The following is a 19,492-nucleotide window of genomic DNA, read 5'->3' as shown; positions in this document are numbered from 1 at the left end:
ATGTCCATCACCCGAATGATTTCATTCAGCCAGCGTCTGTTCCTGTCTGTTCTGCTGCTGTTCCTCTCCTTTGCGGCATGCTTCCTCATCTACCAGTATCAACGGGAGAAGTCCTACCGCATCGAAGTGCTGAACACACGTCTGCAAGCCTACAACGTGCAGATGTACGAGCACCTGACCGAAACCGAGAAACCCTGGAACGATTCCCTACTGACGCGTTACACCCGGTTCCACACCATGCCGGACTTGCGGGTGACGGTCATCAAGACGGATGGGACGGTCCTGTTTGACAACGAAAAGGATGCCGCCCAAACCACGAACCACCGTGACCGGACGGAAGTGAAACAGGCGCTGGAAAAAGGAAGCGGCTACTCCATCCAGCGCAAATCCCATACACTCAACAACGATTTCTTCTATTCCGCCACCTACTTCAAGGAGAAGGGACTCATTGTCCGCACCGCACTGCCCTACAACAGTGCCGACCTCATCGACGAGCTGTCCATCGACTGGCGCTACCTGTGGTTCTCCCTGGCATTAATCCTCGTCCTGGGATACATCTACTACAAGTACACCAGCAACCTTGGGAAGACCATCAGTCAGCTGCGCCGCTTTGCCCAGCAGGCGGAAAACGACGAAGACCTGGCACAGTTCCATTTCGAGTTCCCCAACAACGAACTGGGCGAAATCTCCCACCACATCGTGCAACTCTACACCCAGGTGAAGCGGAGCGAAGAGGACAAAGTGCGCCTCAAACGTCAGTTGACCCAAAACATCGCCCACGAACTGAAGACCCCGGTGAGCAGCATACAAGGCTACCTGGAAACCATCATCTCCAACCCGGATATGGACAAGACACAGCGTAACCAGTTCATGGAACGCTGCTATGCACAAAGCAACCGCCTGTCCAGCCTCCTGCGTGACATCTCCCTGCTGACCCGCATGGATGAAGCGTCACAATCAATCGCCATGGAGGAAGTCGACTTGTGCCACATCATTGCCAATGTGCACGCCGATGTCGCCTTGCAGCTGAACGAGAGAGGGATGCGCTTCCTGCAACTGGTCCATCCGCCCATGAAGGTACAAGGCAATCCCTCCATGCTCTACTCCATTTTCCGTAACCTCACCGACAACGCCATTGCCTATGCAGGGCCGAACGTGACCATCACCATCAAATGTGTCATGGAGACTCCCGAATATTACCGCTTCAGCTTTGCCGACAACGGGGTCGGCGTCGCCCCCGAGCACTTGGACCACATATTCGAACGCTTCTACCGTGTAGACAAGGGACGCTCGCGAAAGTTGGGTGGCACGGGACTGGGACTCGCCATTGTGAAAAATGCCGTCATCCTCCACGGGGGTACCATCTTTGCCCGCATAGCCTCCACCGGAGGACTGGAGTTCATCTTCACCATCTCGAAACGTTGACAGCGACTCCACGCCCTGATAGGACAAGCGTAGCAGACTGTCAAAATGTCAAATGAACCGCCTGAGAATGCCTTTCCTCGCACCAAAATACAGTCCGGTGGATTCCGAAGGCCTTCTCAGGCGATTCGCAAAATACACATTGCTGCCGGTTCACGTCAGGCAGCATCATTTTGATGCATGACAGACACACAATCTCCCATTACGACTATCCCAAGCCCCACACTCCCTCTTCCACGTTACCTTCCGATTTGTTGACACAGCCCACCTTCTGGAGTGCGAAACTCGGAATTTTTCGCTTCCATTTTCCAAAGATTTGACTTTCGGGCACGAAACAATTGTGTTTGGGAGGGGAAACTATATTGTTTGACGCCCCAAACTATATTGTTTGGCTCGCGAAACAATATTTTTCCGGGCACGTTTTGTCTGTTTTTCGAAGACAGAATGTATAGTTTTCTAAAATCAAAGGCTTTTTTCGGACGTTTCGTTTGCAATCATTCACGTTTCATCTCCAGATTATCGGATTTTCAAAAAGCATGAGTTAGCAGAAAAAGAAGATTTGGACAAACTTGTATAGCCCATCCGCCTTATCAATTTCTTTTTGTCATCCGCAGGACGTCCAACCGGATTCACTCTCCAACAAAAATATCAGAGACAAACATTTGTATTTTCAGCAGTTTATCTTACCTTTGACGAACAAGTTGCCAACGACAAGCCAACGGTTATCAAATCCGTTTGACAGACCAAGAGGTATATTTATCGGAATCCCGTCCGTATGAAAGCTTCCGTCAGCAATAATAATAGTAAACACCTGAACCAATCGAAGCATGACCATGAAAGTACCGACATCCAGTCCCCCGCCCTAGCAGTCTCCAAACTTTCGGGCATGAGTTTTTCACGGTAATAAAACCGGCAACCTAGTTCTTTAACCACAAAAAATATTTGAATATTATGAGTTACGACCTGATGGCTTTTGAAAGCGACAAAGCACCTAAGAAATACAAGGACTTTTTACGTTGGTACGACGAACAGACCGAATGGAATGGTGAACATGACTACAACAATCCCTCTCTGGCTTCGGACAGTCTGCAGGGCTGGTATGGTGAAATGGTCCAGACCTTCCCGAACATGAACCTCCCCCTCCTCCCCGACATTGACCCGGGTGACAAGCACCTGGCGGATTATGCCATCGGACATCACGTCATCTATGTGGCTTTCGGATGGTCCGTTGCCGGCGAAGCCTTCGAATGTGCCAAGGCTCTTGCCGACAAATACGGCGTAGGCCTTTTCGACGTCAGCGGAGATGGCGAAGTGTTCTTCCCGGGTGGGAGGATCATGAAGTGATTCTGCTGCGTTGAGTGGGAGTAGATGAAGAATTTCAACTCCATACCACTGTATATGGTGCGAAGTTTGTACCTTTGCTCACCAATCAGCAACTAGAACCAAAAGATATGAACATCGCAATCGTAGGAACCGGCTACGTAGGACTCGTTAGCGGAACATGCTTTGCCGAAATGGGAGTCAATGTAACGTGTGTCGACGTAGACCAACAAAAGATATATAACCTGCAACAGGGTCAAGTGCCTATCTATGAGCCTGGACTGGACGAAATGGTGCTCCGCAATCAACGTGAGGGACGCCTGCATTTTACAACTGACCTGACGAGTTGCCTCAATGACGTGGAGATTGTCTTCAGTGCAGTAGGTACTCCCCCTGACGAAGACGGAAGCGCCGACCTAAGCTACGTACTGGAAGTGGCACGCACTGTGGGACGTGAGATGCAACACTATGTATTGCTGGTCACGAAATCAACCGTCCCCGTCGGGACCGCCCGCAAGGTAAAAGCCGTCATCCTGGAAGAGCAAGCCAAACGTGGAGTTAATATCCCCTTCGACGTGGCATCCAACCCGGAGTTCCTCAAGGAAGGAGCTGCCATCAAGGACTTCATGAGCCCTGACCGCGTAGTCGTCGGTGTAGAATCAGATAAGGCCAAGGAGTTGATGACCCGACTCTATCGTCCTTTCCTCCTGAACAACTTCCGGGTTATCTTCACCGACATTCCGTCCGCCGAAATGATCAAATATGCAGCCAATTCGATGCTGGCTACCCGCATCAGCTTCATGAATGACATTGCCAACCTCTGTGAACTGGTAGGAGCTGATGTCAACATGGTACGCAAGGGCATCGGGGCAGATACCCGCATTGGCAGCAAATTCCTTTATGCCGGTTGTGGGTATGGCGGAAGCTGTTTCCCCAAAGATGTAAAGGCTCTCATCAAAACCGCTGAACAGAATGGATATGACATGCGGGTACTCAAAGCCGTAGAGGAAGTCAATGAGCGACAGAAGTCCATCCTTTTCCGTAAGCTCAGTGCCCACTATGGCGGTGTGCTCAACGACAAGACGGTTGCCATTTGGGGATTGGCTTTTAAAGCTGAGACTGACGACATGCGTGAAGCCACCTCACTGGTCACCATCAAACTCCTATTGGACGCCGGCTGCAAGGTGCGTGTATTTGACCCTGTCGCCATGGATGAATGCCGTCGGCGTATCGGTGACCGTGTGGAATATGCCGCAGACATGTACGACGCCACCTTGAATGCCGATGCGCTGCTGGTCATCACCGAATGGAAGCAATTCCGTCTGCCCAGCTGGAATGTCGTGCGCAAGCTGATGAACCGTCCGTTTATCATTGACGGACGTAACATCTATGATGCCAACGAAATCAAGAATTTCGGCTTTGAGTACACTTGTATAGGACGTTAACCCTCTCTAAAAAGCTTATGCAACTTATCAACGAAGATACTATCTGTGCCATTGCCACGGCACAAGGAGGTGCCATAGGTGTCATCCGCGTCTCCGGCAGTCGCGCCATTGAAATCACGGAGCGCATATTCACGCCGGCAACAGGTGCAGCCCTGTCAGAACGCAAGTCGCACACACTGGCTTACGGACAAATATGCGCAGATACCGGTGAACTGATTGATGAGGTCCTGGTAAGTCTGTTTCGCGGTCCTCACTCCTACACCGGCGAAGATGCTACGGAAATCATGTGCCATGGCTCATCGTACATCCTCCAGCAAGTCATGCAACTGCTCATTGCCAACGGATGTCGCAGTGCCAACCCCGGAGAATATACCCAACGTGCCTTCCTGAATGGCAAAATGGACCTTAGCCAGGCTGAGGCAGTAGCCGACCTGATAGCCTCCTCGAACGCAGCAACCCACCGTCTGGCGATGAACCAGATGCGTGGAGGCTTCAGCAATGAGCTTCGCGCTCTAAGGACTCGTCTGTTGGACTTCACTTCCCTCATCGAACTGGAGTTAGACTTCAGCGAGGAGGATGTAGAATTTGCTGACCGCAGCCAATTATGTACGCTGGCAACGCAGATAGAAAGCATCATTGCCCACCTGGTACATTCCTTCAGCGTGGGAAATGCAGTAAAGAACGGCATCCCCGTAGCAATTATCGGTGAAACGAATGCCGGCAAATCGACCCTTCTCAATCTGCTGGTGAATGAAGAGCGTGCCATCGTCAGTGATATTCACGGGACGACCCGTGATGTCATTGAGGACACGATTAACTTACGCGGTATTACCTTCCGCTTTATTGATACTGCCGGCATCCGTGAGACAAGTGACAGAATTGAAAGTCTCGGCATCGAACGTACATTCCAAAAGTTAGAGCAAGCCAGCATCGTCCTATGGGTTATAGACAGTACCACCGCCCAGACGCAATATGCCTCATTGGCTCAGAAGATTCTTCCCCATTGCAAAGGCAAGAAGCTCATCCGTCTCTTCAACAAGTCCGACCTTCTTTCACCAGAAGCACAAACGGCCCTTTCCTATCTGCCTCTTGATGAAGGAGACACTCTATTCATTTCAGCCAAGCAGCACGAAAACACCGATGCACTACAATCCCTCTTGGTAAAGGACGCTTCTCTCCCAGAAATTTCACAGAGCGACGTCATCGTCACCAACATCCGACACTTCGAGGCCCTCTCCCATGCTCTCGATGCCATCCGTCGTGTTCAAGATGGTTTATCTGCTCGTTTATCAGGTGATTTCTTATCCCAGGATATTCGCGAATGTATCTTCTATCTTAATGATATCTTGGGAGAAGTAACGAATGATGAAGTGTTGGGGAATATATTCAGGAAGTTTTGCATCGGCAAATGACGGCTTGTAAACAGCCATAACCAACCATAATCATTTAGAATAAAGTCGCTGTATATCAGCGACTTTTGTTTTTATATACTTTCCAGACAGTATTTGGAAGTAACGGTTTTTATCCATATTTTTCATACGTATTTCTACCGTGACAGAAATTCATGGTTTGCCCAAATATCACAGTGACGCATTAGTTGACGTGTGTTGACAATGGTTTACATGTGTGGACAAAAAGGGAAATTAAAATTCATGTAAAATGGCAGAAAATAGGACGAAAATATGGAAGTAAAAAGAATTTGTCAATGGTGCGGAAAACCGTTCATCGCACAGAAAACAACTACTTGTTATTGCAGCCCGCAATGCTCGAAACGGGGTTACAAACACCGCATGATGGAGCGGAAGATGGAGCTGCGCCATATGCAGGAGATGCAGGAATTGCGCTCGTCGCTGGAAAAGCAGGAATACTTCACTTTTTCGCAGGCAGCACGTCTGATGGGTGTAAGCCGCCAGTACATCTACAAACTGGTAAAGGAAGAGAAACTCCGTGCATCCCGGCTCAGCGGAAAGATGTCGTTGATACGGAAAGCCGACATCGAACTCATGCTTAAAAGCAAACCTTATGAACGGCTGGTAGCAAAAAACGACTTTGACATCACCGAGTATTACACCGCAGAGGAGATTGCGCAGAAATATAAGGTCAATGCCAAATGGGTATGGACTTATACACGACAGCACAAGGTCCCGAAAGTGAGAATCCGCCAGTTCAACTATTACAGCAAGAAACATATTGATGCCGCTTTTGCCAAATATGAGGTGGACTCCGACCTGACGGAATGGTACACTCCCGAAGATATTCAGGAGAAATACGGCATGACACGTGTCGCCATTCGTTCGCACGTCTACCGTAACAACATTCCCTCAAAGAAAGAACACGGGCAAATATTCTATTCCAAACTCCACTTCGACCTCTCGAAAAACTCTGCGGAGGAGAGCAAGGCCGAATACTACACCGTCAAGGAGGCTATGGAAAAATTCAAACTCTCCCGAGACTCGGTTTATAATATCCTGCAATTCCATCAGATTCCCCGAGAGAAGAACGGGCGCTTCGTCCGCTTCCTGAAAGTGGACTTTGACCGGGTTATGGGTGTCCGTAAGTGACCTGATTATAGGCTACCGTAAATTATTCCAAAATTAATCGTCACTGAAGGTGGTCTGCATGGTTACATTACAGTGATTTGCCAGCGAATTAATAACAACCATAAAAAATATAACATTATGAACGATTGTAAAACCGTAACATTAAGAACACGTCCTTTGAAAAACAGGATGCTGTCGTTTTATCTGGATTATTATCCTGGGTATAGAGACAAGGAAACAATGAAAGTTATCCGTCATGAATCGCTTGGCATCTATATATATATGCCAATCCGAAGAACAAGCGGGAACAGGACTTCAACGAGGTAATGGCTGAGAAGGCTGAAGCCATCCGTTGCCGCAGGTTCGAGTCGGTAGTGAATGAACGGTATGATTTCTTCGACAAGTACAAACTCAAGGCTGATTTCCTGGAGTATTTTCGTAATCAGCTCCGTAAACATGACCCAAAGTGGGAATTTGTCTATCTCCATTTCAGCAACTTCGTGCATGGGAAATGTACTTTTGAGGAACTCGACATTGATCTCTGCAACAAGTTCCGTGAGTACCTGTTGACGGCAAAGAAACTCAAGCGTAACGGACACATCACACGAAACTCCGCATCGGGATATTGGTCTACATTCAGGGGACTTCTGAAAATCCTCTACCGTAACGGGCTGATCCGTAACAACGTCAACGACTTCCTCGAAAAGATCGAGACCGAGGATGTAGTCAAGGATTATCTTTCAGTGGAAGAACTCTACAAGCTGGCCGAGACACCCTGCAAGAAGCCCGTGCTGAAGACAGCATCGCTCTTCTCGTGCATGACCAGTCTGCGCATCAGCGACATCCTCGCCCTTTGCTGGGAGGACATCGTGGACTATTCGGCCGGTGGCAAGTGCGTACACATCATCACCAAGAAGAACCGCTCCGAGGACATCATCCCCATCAGCGAGGAAGCTCTGGACCTTATCGGCTACAGCCCCGACAAGCGGGGAATGGTATTCAAGGGGTTACAGCGTTGTTGGACCCAGACTTACATGAAAGGGTGGATCCGTTCGGCTGGAATCACCAAGAAGATCACATTCCACTCCTATCGTAGAACATTCGCTACGCTGCAAGCGGCTGCCGGAACGGACATCCGCACCATACAAAGCATGATGGCTCACAAAAGTATAACCACAACCCAAAGGTACATGAAAGTAGTGGACAGCAACAAGCGTGAAGCCAGCAAGAAAATCACCCTGATGCGGAAAGACTGACAGGCATTTTGACCACCTGTTTTAGCGGATATAGTTTGATTTTGAGCGAAAAATCGGACTATATCCGTAATTTTTGTGTAAAATCGGACGATTATAACTCATTATTTATCAGTATCTGGAATAACGCACATAACTTTGACGTACAGTAATTCCAAATAGTGATAGAAGATGACAAATACAGAACAAATCCGAACTAAGAAAATAAGTTTTATCCTTGCGCTATCCGTTATCATTTTTGCGGCCATAGCCACTTATTTTACCCTTTGCCATGACATCAACATCATGCGCATAACAACTCCTGTAATTCTCGGACTGGCGATGTCCATCATATTGTGTGGAGTCCTGCAGAAATTTTTCTATAATTGGCTGACGAAAAATCCCATCCACTTCTCTTTTGGTGAACAATCCTCTCCTATTATAGAATCAGAGAGCACCACAGAGCCTGTTTGTATTGCCGAAACACTCTCTACCGAACAACCGGCGGATTCTTCTGAACAGGAGTATGCTCCAACTCTACAGTCAAATCAAGAGCCTGTCGTCCCCGATTGTTCCAATGAATCTCATTTGGAAAAGTATGATTCCATTCTGGAAGAACTCAAAGAGAAAGAACTGAAAAGACAAGTAAAGGTTATGGATGCGATTCGGGAATATGTAACCATCAAGACTGCCCCCTATCTCTCCAAAGAGGCTATAGCGACTCTCATTTCCAATATTGAGTACATGGCCTGTGATCAGCCGGAGCTCTACAAACCGATTCGTTCCAATATTGACAATCCGCTACGTTCACCGGGACTTCGTCATCTGGCGTGGAATGTAGGTGAACGATTGAGAGTACCATTGGCGAAAAGAGCCGTCTTTATCAAAGAATCATTTCCATACGAACTAGAAAACGCGAGTCTTGAATATCTCAGGCTTAATTTGCGGGATCAGGTAGCTAGTCAGATTCCAATTGATGTACCTGAAAAGGGAGACTATCGCTTCCATTTGGAAACAGATAACGATGAGTCGTAACAAAAAACGTATGCAGATGAAATAATTAATCCGGTCTGTATTGTTCTGCAAAGCTTCATTGGGTTGGTTCGCAGCATGTTAAACGATTAAAAAGTTATAATATGAAAACAGACCAACTTACATTCAATGACTTGCCGGCAGTAGTCGGCGAACTTTGCGACCGGATTGCAAGCATGGAGAATCTGCTGACGGAAAAATTGTCCAAGCAGCATGAAGTAAAAGAAAACACGCACGTTCCCATGACCGTGCAGGAAGCTTGCGCCTATCTCAAAATGCCGTTATCGACATTTTATTACAAGGTCAAAAAAGATGATATTCCAGTCATCAAGCAAGGGAAACATCTATACATTTACCGGGATGAACTGGACAAATGGCTGGAATCCTCCCGAAAGAATCCGGCTCCGCAAACTTTCGAGGAAGAGAACGAAGCCATGCTCGCTTCCCATCGCCGTAAACCTAACCTTAAAAACTGGTAATGATGGAGAAGACGGACGAAACGATACCTTCACGTGAGGACCTGGCAGTTTTTATAGAGGAAGCAGCCGTGAACGTCACGAATAACTATGAAGAGGCGCCGGCAGTGTTGATGGTGGATGATGCTGTTATAGGCACGTTGGGGAATTTCAGCGCTTCCATTGGGAAAGCCAAAAGCAAGAAGACTTTCAACGTTTCGGCCATTGCCGCATCAGCATTGAGTGGCCGCACTGTTCTTCGTTACCGTTCCATGTTCCCCGAGAACAAGAGGAAGATTCTGTATATCGACACGGAGCAGGGACGCCATCATTGTCAACAGGTACTGAAGCGCATCCTGCGTTTGGCTGAAATGCCGGATGACAAGGTGCCGGAAAATCTGATCATGCTGTCTCTGCGCAAGTTTGCACCAAGAGTGCGCCTATTGATAGTCGAAGAAGCTATCGGCACCACGCCTGATTTGGGTCTGGTCATTATAGATGGCATCCGTGATTTCCTTTACGACATCAATTCATCCAGTGAATCTACCGAAGTTATCTCGAAATTCATGCAGTGGACGGACGACAAACAAATCCATATCCATACTGTCCTGCATCAGAACAAGAATGATGAACATGCGCGTGGTCACATCGGCACGGAACTCAACAACAAAGCGGAAACCATACTGCAGGTAGAAGTGGACAAGGAGGACAAAGCCATAAGTGTGGTCGAGGCCGTGCACATCCGGGACCGGGACTTTGAACCTTTCGCTTTCCGCATAAACGAAGACGTCCTGCCCGAACTGGTAGAACCATATCTGTCCAAAGAGAAGAAGAGCGGGCGACCAACCAAAGAACCGTTCGATCCGGAGAGGGAGATTCCGGAGACTGTACATCGTGCTGCAGTGGATGCCGCTTTTGCTAATGGCAATATCGGCAGTTATGATGACTACCTGGAACGTCTGAAGGAAACTTACGGATTGCACAATGTAAAGCTCGGTTACAACAAAGCTGTCAAAGTAGCCACCTTTCTGGGCAACAAGCGAATGGTCATAAAGGAGGGGAAAAATTATATTCTCAATCCGGAATTCCATTACTGAGTACAACTTTACTTTATTGCAGGGGCGTATATATTAGAATAAAGCAAAGTCGGCAGGAAATCATCATGTGAGATACTCATTTTCTCCCCTCTTTTAGTGGATAATGATATCCTGCATTTCCTTGTCCAAGTGCCAATTCATTATACGCATCCGATATGGCTTGCGGGGAAGGATAAACAGGTAACTGTTTCGAGATATGCCAAGGTATAACCTCACTGCGTTACGGTTGTACATTGGCGCTCTTGACTGCTCAGTTCCTTCGCCAGTACGGTACTCGCAAGCTCGCACCTTTTCAACCATTATAACAACGATTCAAATGAAAGAAAATATTGTCAATACATCAACTACCCCGAAAGAAACAAGAAGTGTCTTTGTCGGGGCAAAAGTCACACCCAGCCAGAGAGACCATATAAAATCACTGGCCGAACAATGCGGCATGACCGTAAGCGACTACATATTGTCATGTGCGTATAACTTCAAGCCCAAAGCGAGGCTCACGAAAGAAGAGGCGGCACTGTTGCAGAATCTGGACAATTGTCGATCTGATCTCGTAAAATATACCTCCGCACTTCACGGAATGTCCACAAAGCAGCGGATGGTAATGTTCAATCAGATTCCGTTCATGGTCGGCTGGCTCGGAGAACTTTCCAATGTTGCCGAAGGCGTCTGCCAATTCCTGGAAGCCGTTAAGGAGAAAAACAGAATTCCGTCCAACCCTCAATCCGAAGAATAATGATTGCAAAAGCCAAAGCCATATCTTACGGAATCAATGACCTTCGTTATATTACTGGCAAATCAAAACACAAGAAGCATCCGGAAAAAATATATCGGGTATTGGACAATCTGTTGCCCCCAGAACTGGACGCTATGGGAATATGGAACTCCATGCAGTTGACCCTTGCCCAGCATCGGCCGATAAAGAATTCCATTATCAGAATAGAGTTGAGTCCATCGCCAGAGCATACCAGTTTCTATGACATTGAGGACTGGCAGAAGCTCTGGCACGAGTTCGCCGAAGAGTTCGACAAACAAACGATTACCGGTAAGGATGGGAAAGTACGTTCCTGCCCAACCAATCTGGCAAACAGCAAATACACGGTTTACCTGCACATGGAATCCAAAGGGAAAGTTCCCCATCTCCATGCCGCAATTTGCCGCTTTGATGAAAACGGGAACATCAACAATGACCATAACATTCATCTTCGGGCACAACGTGCAGCCGAACGAGTTGCAGTGAAACGTGGCTGGAAGGCTGCGGAAGAAATCAGAAGTCGCAACATTCCGGAAGTAAGCAGAGAGTGTATGGAGGTATTAAGAACCATGCCATCGTGGTCATGGGAAGAATACAAGAAGGCACTTGCCCGGAGAGGCTATTCCGTATATGAACGGAAAGACAAGAAAGATGTTCTCCATGGATATGCGATCCTCAAAGGACATGCTAAATACAAGGCCTCCGAACTGGGAGTGGCCCGTAACCTGATGATTTCCAAACTTCCCCGAACCTGGCAAAAACTCCACTACCGGGAGAGGCTTGCCGCTCGGGTCAATACTTCTCAAATCCATAGGCCAGAACCTGTTCAAAGACCGGCAGTCGATATAGACTATACTCATTATCGTTCCGGCTCGGTGTCCTACACGCTTTCTTCCAATAGCGGAAGGGAACAGCGTTTCTATATTCCGGAGCGGGTACTTGACTATTTCAATGAAGAGTTTGACTACCGAGAGGTTGCCAACAGCAGTGATCTGACCGACATAGCCGTAGCACTCTTTGTCGGAATGCTCGATACGCCCGCCGTGTCTACCGGAGGTGGTGGCGGAGGTTCGCAGAGCGATCTTCCCTGGCGGGACAAGGACGATGACGACCTGCAATGGGCCCGCCGCTGTGCACGTGCTGCTACCCTCCTATTGGGCAAGAAACCGAGAACAGGATTAAGACGATAAAGTCATGAAACAAGCATACAAAAAGCGGCCGCCTCGTGCGACCGCTAATAGTCCGCCGGTCTTGCCGGATATGGGAGAAATTACTTTATAAATCTGGTAAATTTCTTTATTATTCCTATATCAGACTCACTTTGGAGAACAGCATATCGTTCTCTGATTCTATTGCTTTTGTTAAATAAAGAATCTTAGAGGGCAGAATCTCAAAATCATAACGAAAAGCATTCTTTTCTAAGAAAAGCAATAATATCAATTGAATCAATCTCTATAAACATTATTTGATTTATATGGCTCGATTGTGTTTTCGGTTAAAATGATTTCGGATTCAAAGTCACCTCTACTATTGTGTCTAAAGATAGTTTCTCCACAGACAGGACACTCGGCTGTCTCTACAGTCTTATATGGCATTATGACATTAACTTCCTTAATGCCTACTAATGTACCACATTTTGGGCACTTAATTTCTCTATAGTAACTCATAATCATTAAATATTAATATTTTTCATCCCATGAGCAGGTAAAATCCAATTCAGGTAAAGAACATTTTACCAGTATCACGCTACGATCCGGATTAATCTGGAATGTGCGACATTTATCTTTTGAATGATAGTCTATATGAATATACTCGCCATCAGGAAAATTTATTTTATATTCCCGATGGAGTAAATCTGCTCCCTCATTAGGCAAATCGTTTATTTCTACTTTTGTATTTTCTATTTTTGGCAAATCGAACATTTCACCATCTCGTTCACACTGCAATATTTGTTCTTTTATGATCTGTATTGCTTCTTGTACCTTCATAACATCCATAGTTTAAAATTCAACTTTTAATCTAATTGTTTTTTATTAATTTCATTATTTATATACGTTACAACATATATTTTGGGGTATCACAGATATAATATCAGGCATACTGCGATTTATATCTCATTTAAAAATCTAAAACAATTCAAAGATATGGATTGCTCTATTGATTGAGTTTACTTTCTTTATTTTTAGCCCCATAAATAGCAATACTACATCTTCGTTCCTGACCTTACAACAAGTCTTTGAAGCGAACAGAAGTTTTGATAGTCTGTATATTACATTCTAGTCTAATGACTCTGGTTCATCTTCGGCCGACTCTGTTGTACTTGCGTCAAAAGTTAAAAAAACCTCAAGAAAAGCTGTTTCTCTATAAAAGTAATTAGGGTTATCCATCAATTTGTCTTCCATAAAATGGAAGCCCCAATTAGCATACTCTTCCATTGTTTGCATTAAGGCATCAACCGCTTTACGAGGTGTTACTAGACCTTTATCAAGCGCTATAAAATCAAAATCGGTTTTAGCAACTAATGCTGTAAAAATAAACTCCTTCAATTTAGGATAGGCTTTTCTTCCTTTTACCGAATCAATATTACCCCAATATTGAATAGGTTGTCCTAACGATTTAATTTTCGTGCTATCATCTATGAGTTTCCGTCTTTGGTTGTAATACAGACCAATAAAAAATGCTATGATGAAAACTTCGTAACCAGCACCAAACAGTTTTCCCTTAGCCTCTCCTAACGTGGTTACACCCTTACCATAATCACTGAAGTTCTTAATGATAGAGTCTTCAAAACGTTTCTCCCAATTAGGATTACGTTTTGCCCATAAATCATATAGTTTCTCTGCCATGATCTATTTAATTCTTTCGGTTATTGTTCTAATAGTTGACAAATCTTCTTCATCATATCCTGGAGCTTTCTGTATACGATAAACAGAGCAAGAAAGCTGATTTATCTTATCAAAATCAAGTTCTCGCTTTTCCGTGTCCCTATCATATCTCAACAGATCTTTCGTAAAGATAACACATTGCTTATCAATATTATCAATAATATTATAGAATATATCCTCTTTGAATTCTCCAAACGATGAAGTCGGAGCATCAAAAATCAACGGATAATCTTCATCCCTCTTAAGAGTAGTAATCTTTGATATAGCAAAAAGGACAGACATGTACATCGTGGTCTTTTGAGCACCACCTGGATTAGCTATCAAGGTATCATTAGAGCTATATAGGTTTATTCGTGCTGAACCGTCTGCGGTTCTTTTTATCTTAATAACGCCACGAAAATCATCAGCATTGAGCTTCTTGAGATATATGTTAGCCTGCTCCTCAAGGGTTTGAATAAATTCTTCTACATTTCTATTCTTTGCCGCCTCAAACGCTTTCATGATTCGTTCAAGCGTAATATGGACTTTCTGATAAACTCTTACGATTCCATTTGATGGGACTATCTGATTTTGTCGTTCTTTTAGTTCCTGCTTTTGGGCCTCTAACACTTCAAGCTCATGATTCAATTCTTGAAGATCTAATGATGCTCGCTTGCTGCTATCAGAAAGGCCTTTAAAATCCTTAAAGTTCTTGATAAGCATCTCTTCCGTAAGATCAGGGGTCTGAATAAGGAGCTGCATTTTTGCATCTTCTGCCTCTGTAAGGTCTTTATTTACTCTCTCCAAATCCTGCTTTCTGCTTTGCACAAAAGATAACCTATCGGCAATAGCGGTTGCCAACCCCATCAATTCCTGCTCTGTATCACCACTCAACTGAATGCTACGTGTATGCAGCTCATTTATGTATGTGTTCTCAAAGAGAGGCTTAATTGGAGTCTCTTGCTGTTGAGCAGCCTCTGATTCTTTACGAATATGATCAAGATACTCATTAAGTTTATTAACCATAAAGTTATATGCGTCACTTCCCTTTTCTGCAGGCCGCCCGCAAACTTTGCATATTTCATCATCGATCATCTCCTGCATAGTCTCCTTATCAGGAAGATTCCACGGGAGAGGTGTAGCATCATTGGCCAATTTCTGGATTTCCTTTATTGCTTCTTGTTTCCCCTTCTCAACAGCAATTCTTTCGTCCTCTGCCTTTTGTAATTTTCTCTTCTCACGACTAAGAGATGAAACTTTTTTCTGATATTCGCTTAAAATAGAAGGAAATGCTCTAAGAATCCACATATCATCCAGTAGCATGGCATTATAGTCTAGATTGATATAACCCATCAGTCTACGCTGTTCTATTTTTTTCTGCTCAATTCGAGCATTTATATCCTGTAAATTCTCACAAGCATCCTGGTTCTCCTCCAGAACTCTTAATCTGGTCTCATAGTCTGATACAGCCTTCTCTTTGATACTAATATCATGGCGAACATCAGAAATATCAGATTGCACTTTACTCAATTCATATTCAAGTCGTTTAATAACCTCCTCCTGCTTTTTATCTTTTTTTAACTCTTTGGTAACTAAGTTATCAGATTGTTGCTCAAAATACGTAGTCAACTCAACAAGATTATCGAATTGTTTGATTCCAGAAAATGTGTCAACCAATGTCTTGAGAGCAGTATTATTATCAAAAACATTTAACTCTCGCTCCCCTTTGAATAAGCAATATCGGCGTATTACAGTATCAAAACAGGATTCTAATAATATCTTTCCGTCTCGCTTATACCTTTCTGCTCCCACAATCTCATATCCAACAAAAGAAAAATCTCTTGTTCTAACAGATCCATTAGTATCTTTTTCGAAAATGAATTTTTTACAAATTTCCTTTTCTCCACGATGGTCAAAAGTCATAGTTACAGATACCTCATCACTATCGCCAATCCCCATCTCGGCTTTGCGCATCTCGGATATATTACTTTCGCTTTTATTATCCTTACTAGTATCAAATAACCACTCTAAAGCTTCGAAGAAGGTTGTTTTGCCGTCACCATTATCTCCAATAACAAGGGTTAAGCCATCCGACAGTTCAAAACAATTTTCACCGTAATAGCTGCGGAAATTCTTTATAATAATTTTATTTAGTTTCATATGCTAGAGGTAAGATAATTAGACACCTGAGTATATATTTCTTTAGGGGTATATTGATTCTCATTCCCATCAATAATCATGGCAACAGCACGTATTGTGGCATTTTCAGAATCAAGAGCGTCTGCAACTGTTTCATCTCCAGTTGGTGTATACTCGCCCAATTCGGCAAGTTTAGGATCGGCCAATACTGCTTGCAGTATTCTGTCTCCATTTGTGTAATGAGTAGCCATAGTAGTATCAATTAAAAAGTGATATTTGATATCGATTTAATACATCATCTAAAATATTTAGTGTGTCATTACAATTCTCGGAAAGGAGTGCAAAATCTCGGACTCGTTTTACTTCGGTTGAGACTAAACTCTTTTCCAACTCATAGCATTCCGGATCGAAATTCACACCTGGGATTACTACAAGATCATGAATAACAGCATATCGTTTATCTTTATGTGTTCTCAGCACACGGCCTCGGCGCTGAATAAACTGTCTAGGATTTCCCGTGCTGGCACAAAAGATTGCTAATTCGCTACGTGGTACGTCAACACCTTCGTCCAAACACTTCATTGACGTTAAAACATCAATATTCCCATTCGCAAAATCAAACAACATTGAATCACGGTCAATGGATTCTGATGTAAATTGACGTACAACTATATGCGGGTCAATATCTCTTACGATACGCGTATATTCATCAATAAGATGCAGTGTATCTTCATCATCCTTAATTCCTTCTACCGTATCGAAAATATCTGCGGTTTGATCATCTAATTGGTTCCCCTCAGGAACATATACTAACGTATATTTTAAAGAACCGGTTTTATTTAGATGATCTTTTAATATTGTTTCAAATTCTATTTTCTTATTTTCTGCTTTATGTATAATTTGCTTTCGTTTCAGCAAAAGTCGTTTTAAGATTTCTCGACTATCGTCATCGGTCCTATTAATGATTTTTGCAATTTTCTTCGACAGCTCAATGTACTGGCTCATTTCATCTTGAGTCAATTCCACTAGATGAGGATAATAATAATATTTACACAATGCTTTGTTTCTAATGGCCTCTGCCATTGAGTACTCAAAAGTAAATTCTTTATCGCATCCAAAGAATGACATTAATCGCAAATTTCCTTCTTCATCAAACTGTCGCTCAGGTGTAGCAGACAGTCCTATCCGTCGCAAATATTTAATATCATTCAATCGTTTTGCAACAAGCCCTCCTCCCATGTTATGAGCCTCGTCAGCAATAAGCAACAATTTAGCCTTTGGGAATTGATTTAATTCCAAAAAATTGGCCGGTCGAATAAAAGATGCATATGTAGAAATAATCACATACGATAATTTGTTGTTTGGATCTGACAACTCCAACATGCGTATGTTTGCCAGCGAGGTCTGCCACCCTCCGTATTTGGAGCAGACTTTGATTACATTGCCAAAATTAAATTTTTCACATTCTTTTTCCCACTGTTCAACAAGTGTAATAGTTGGAACTAATATAAGTGCTTTATAATAACCTAGTTTCTTATAAATTTCAAGTAGACAGTTTAAGGATGTAATAGTTTTGCCTGTACCTGTTGCCATAGCAAATAATCCTTTCTGTTTGTTGTCTTTCCAGTTCACAAAAGCCTGTACTTGATAGTCTCTTGGTCCAGATGGATATGGGAAATGTGGCTCGTGGTTTTTCAAAACATCTACTTTGTATTTTCCATCCTTGAGCTTATCAAGAATTACCTCCAATCGCTCTTTGGCATTATCTAAAGCTTTGGCAATACGTTTAGAGATATTTTGTGAATATTGATTCCTTAAAATATTGTATTCGGATTCAAGCAGTTCGGATATAGATTTATCTGGATAATTCTCTGTAATATGAGTCTTAATCTTGTCTGCCGATAAATAAACTACAGTGTCATCTCTCTCTTGAAAGACTTTCTCAAAATCATCCTTTATATATTTGATCTTAGCAACATCTACATCGCCGTCCCAATCACATGAAACGGTCAGACTTTCTATATTATCCACCAATGCAGTCCGAGAAAAATTACACGAACCATCAAATCCAACATCATTAATACCATCAGAGAATATGCCTGATTTGGTATGCGATATACCAATACCATTCTTAGGTGCTATAATTTTAATATCAAGACGATTATGCCGTATGAGCCATGCTAAACAGTTGAAGAAATGATTATCTCTTTCTGACAATGTTTCTTTAATCTTTCGAATGTCTGACACATCAAAATAAGGTATTTCAACATCACCAGTCCCATCTGCAATAGCATTCTTATCTTCTTCAGTTAAGATATCATTAACTATAAGCCTCATCCTTCCTCCATTATAAAGGAATACTGCAAATCCATTAGCGAGCACGCTTATCGCAGATGAAGAAAAGAACCCAAGCATAAGATCAAAATACGTCGTATTGCACAAACAATCTGAGAAGAAACCTATCGGTTCCCACTCTGTACGCGATTTGTATCGCCGATGTTCAGGCCATATTATATCTGACTTAAGCATATACTAAAGTGAATATTTCTGTATTATATGTTTTAAATCATTGATAACATAATCAATGGTTAAAGGCCTTTTCTTTTTTGAATGATTAAGCATATATTTTAGTAAACTATAGACCTCTTCTCGCCTGTCAAAAAAATCGGATCTACTAATACCTCCAATAGGAACATTCCCTTGGAGAATATACCAAAATATTTTACCCAATTGAAAAATATCTGATTGATGATCTATTTTGCAATCAAACTTATACATGCTATCATCATAACTAAGATATTTATTCATGGCTTCAGGAGAAAGCCAACCTTTGGGGCCAATGAATTCATTTTTCTTATCATATAGTTCATCTTCATCTCGAAATGCCACTAACCCAAGATCTCCTATTTGCCAAACATTATCAAACATGAGAATATTATCAGGTTTTAAATCACGGTGATAGCATCCAAGTTCATTTAAGCCCTTAAGACCTTCTGCTATTTGTAAACATAAATAAATTCTCTCTGCATATGAAATTTGATTATTTTCTAAGTATTTCTTCAAATCACATGTAGCGCAATCCATAACATAGAATGGGAAATAATATTCAATTTCTTTACCATATCTATTTTTTCCTATGCAACTTAATTGCCCTGAAGAATAAATTGTAATTACATTTGCGACATGATGCTGTTT

At 43.4% G+C, this 19,492-nt stretch carries 16 protein-coding genes and 1 pseudogene; 11 read left to right on the top strand and 6 right to left on the bottom strand.

Annotation, left to right across the window (positions count from 1 at the left end; all coding sequences use genetic code 11):
- The 11 genes and pseudogenes from M3087_RS01565 (at position 1) to M3087_RS01515 (ending at position 12,484) form a co-directional block, all read left to right on the top strand.
- Positions 1-1,425, top strand: a complete 1,425-nt coding sequence (locus M3087_RS01565; protein ID WP_234395735.1) for an ATP-binding protein — start codon at positions 1-3, stop codon at positions 1,423-1,425.
- 948 nt (positions 1,426-2,373) lie between these two features.
- Positions 2,374-2,766, top strand: coding sequence for a hypothetical protein (locus M3087_RS01560; RefSeq protein WP_249093271.1), 393 nt, complete (start codon positions 2,374-2,376; stop codon positions 2,764-2,766).
- A gap of 107 nt (positions 2,767-2,873) precedes the next feature.
- Entirely contained in the window at positions 2,874-4,187 is a 1,314-nt protein-coding gene (locus M3087_RS01555; RefSeq protein WP_022385445.1) for a UDP-glucose dehydrogenase family protein, read from the top strand.
- 26 nt (positions 4,188-4,213) lie between these two features.
- On the top strand, positions 4,214-5,599 hold the full coding sequence (mnmE, locus tag M3087_RS01550) for a tRNA uridine-5-carboxymethylaminomethyl(34) synthesis GTPase MnmE (RefSeq protein WP_249093607.1): 1,386 nt from the start codon (positions 4,214-4,216) through the stop codon (positions 5,597-5,599).
- 270 nt (positions 5,600-5,869) lie between these two features.
- Positions 5,870-6,748, top strand: a complete 879-nt coding sequence (locus tag M3087_RS01545) for a helix-turn-helix domain-containing protein (protein ID WP_249093268.1) — start codon at positions 5,870-5,872, stop codon at positions 6,746-6,748.
- Positions 6,749-6,865: 117 nt separating this feature from the next.
- A pseudogene (locus M3087_RS01540) lies at positions 6,866-7,983 on the top strand (tyrosine-type recombinase/integrase).
- 168 nt (positions 7,984-8,151) lie between these two features.
- Positions 8,152-8,994, top strand: coding sequence for a hypothetical protein (locus M3087_RS01535; RefSeq protein ID WP_249093265.1), 843 nt, complete (start codon positions 8,152-8,154; stop codon positions 8,992-8,994).
- 101 nt (positions 8,995-9,095) lie between these two features.
- Positions 9,096-9,470 (top strand): helix-turn-helix domain-containing protein, encoded by a 375-nt coding sequence (locus M3087_RS01530; protein WP_021891432.1) that lies wholly within the window; start codon positions 9,096-9,098, stop codon positions 9,468-9,470.
- A 2-nt stretch (positions 9,471-9,472) separates the two neighbouring features.
- Positions 9,473-10,543 carry an AAA family ATPase gene (locus tag M3087_RS01525; protein ID WP_249093604.1) on the top strand — a complete coding sequence of 357 codons (1,071 nt, stop codon included), beginning with the start codon at positions 9,473-9,475 and terminating at the stop codon, positions 10,541-10,543.
- A gap of 316 nt (positions 10,544-10,859) precedes the next feature.
- Positions 10,860-11,276 (top strand): plasmid mobilization protein, encoded by a 417-nt coding sequence (locus M3087_RS01520; RefSeq protein ID WP_249093263.1) that lies wholly within the window; start codon positions 10,860-10,862, stop codon positions 11,274-11,276.
- A complete protein-coding gene (locus tag M3087_RS01515; RefSeq protein ID WP_249093261.1) occupies positions 11,276-12,484 on the top strand; it encodes a relaxase in 1,209 nt (402 codons plus the stop codon). The genes M3087_RS01520 and M3087_RS01515 overlap by 1 nt, the downstream gene beginning before the upstream one ends.
- A gap of 489 nt (positions 12,485-12,973) precedes the next feature.
- Here the strand turns inward: M3087_RS01515 and M3087_RS01510 are convergent, their stop codons facing one another.
- The 6 genes from M3087_RS01510 to M3087_RS01485 form a co-directional block, all read right to left on the bottom strand.
- Positions 12,974-13,282 (bottom strand): hypothetical protein, encoded by a 309-nt coding sequence (locus tag M3087_RS01510; protein WP_249093258.1) that lies wholly within the window; start codon positions 13,280-13,282, stop codon positions 12,974-12,976.
- A 288-nt stretch (positions 13,283-13,570) separates the two neighbouring features.
- Positions 13,571-14,143: a glycoside hydrolase family 15 gene (locus M3087_RS01505; protein WP_394801734.1), complete on the bottom strand. Its 573-nt coding sequence runs from the start codon at positions 14,141-14,143 to the stop codon at positions 13,571-13,573.
- Positions 14,144-16,318: an AAA family ATPase gene (locus tag M3087_RS01500; protein WP_249093256.1), complete on the bottom strand. Its 2,175-nt coding sequence runs from the start codon at positions 16,316-16,318 to the stop codon at positions 14,144-14,146.
- Positions 16,315-16,548: a hypothetical protein gene (locus M3087_RS01495; protein WP_084135282.1), complete on the bottom strand. Its 234-nt coding sequence runs from the start codon at positions 16,546-16,548 to the stop codon at positions 16,315-16,317. The genes M3087_RS01500 and M3087_RS01495 overlap by 4 nt, the downstream gene beginning before the upstream one ends.
- A 7-nt stretch (positions 16,549-16,555) precedes the next feature.
- Positions 16,556-18,826, bottom strand: a complete 2,271-nt coding sequence (locus M3087_RS01490; RefSeq protein ID WP_249093253.1) for a DEAD/DEAH box helicase family protein — start codon at positions 18,824-18,826, stop codon at positions 16,556-16,558.
- Between the two features lie 3 nt (positions 18,827-18,829).
- A partial coding sequence (locus M3087_RS01485; RefSeq protein ID WP_249093251.1) for a protein kinase family protein occupies positions 18,830-19,492 on the bottom strand: 663 nt, incomplete at its 5' end.

Source organism: Mediterranea sp. ET5 (genome assembly GCF_023337025.1).
Lineage (GTDB): Bacteria > Bacteroidota > Bacteroidia > Bacteroidales > Bacteroidaceae > Phocaeicola_A.
Note: the sequence above shows the minus strand (reverse complement) of the source record. Positions and strands in the feature narration are given on the sequence as shown.

Coding starts and splice junctions, on each gene's coding strand:
- M3087_RS01515 (WP_249093261.1), top strand. CDS start 11,276: ATGATTGCAAAAGCCAAAGCCATATCTTACGGAATCAATGACCTTCGT.
- M3087_RS01525 (WP_249093604.1), top strand. CDS start 9,473: ATGGAGAAGACGGACGAAACGATACCTTCACGTGAGGACCTGGCAGTT.
- M3087_RS01530 (WP_021891432.1), top strand. CDS start 9,096: ATGAAAACAGACCAACTTACATTCAATGACTTGCCGGCAGTAGTCGGC.
- M3087_RS01500 (WP_249093256.1), bottom strand. CDS start 16,318: ATGAAACTAAATAAAATTATTATAAAGAATTTCCGCAGCTATTACGGT.
- M3087_RS01495 (WP_084135282.1), bottom strand. CDS start 16,548: ATGGCTACTCATTACACAAATGGAGACAGAATACTGCAAGCAGTATTG.
- M3087_RS01510 (WP_249093258.1), bottom strand. CDS start 13,282: ATGAAGGTACAAGAAGCAATACAGATCATAAAAGAACAAATATTGCAG.
- M3087_RS01490 (WP_249093253.1), bottom strand. CDS start 18,826: ATGCTTAAGTCAGATATAATATGGCCTGAACATCGGCGATACAAATCG.
- M3087_RS01555 (WP_022385445.1), top strand. CDS start 2,874: ATGAACATCGCAATCGTAGGAACCGGCTACGTAGGACTCGTTAGCGGA.
- M3087_RS01545 (WP_249093268.1), top strand. CDS start 5,870: ATGGAAGTAAAAAGAATTTGTCAATGGTGCGGAAAACCGTTCATCGCA.
- M3087_RS01520 (WP_249093263.1), top strand. CDS start 10,860: ATGAAAGAAAATATTGTCAATACATCAACTACCCCGAAAGAAACAAGA.
- M3087_RS01560 (WP_249093271.1), top strand. CDS start 2,374: ATGAGTTACGACCTGATGGCTTTTGAAAGCGACAAAGCACCTAAGAAA.
- M3087_RS01535 (WP_249093265.1), top strand. CDS start 8,152: ATGACAAATACAGAACAAATCCGAACTAAGAAAATAAGTTTTATCCTT.
- M3087_RS01565 (WP_234395735.1), top strand. CDS start 1: ATGTCCATCACCCGAATGATTTCATTCAGCCAGCGTCTGTTCCTGTCT.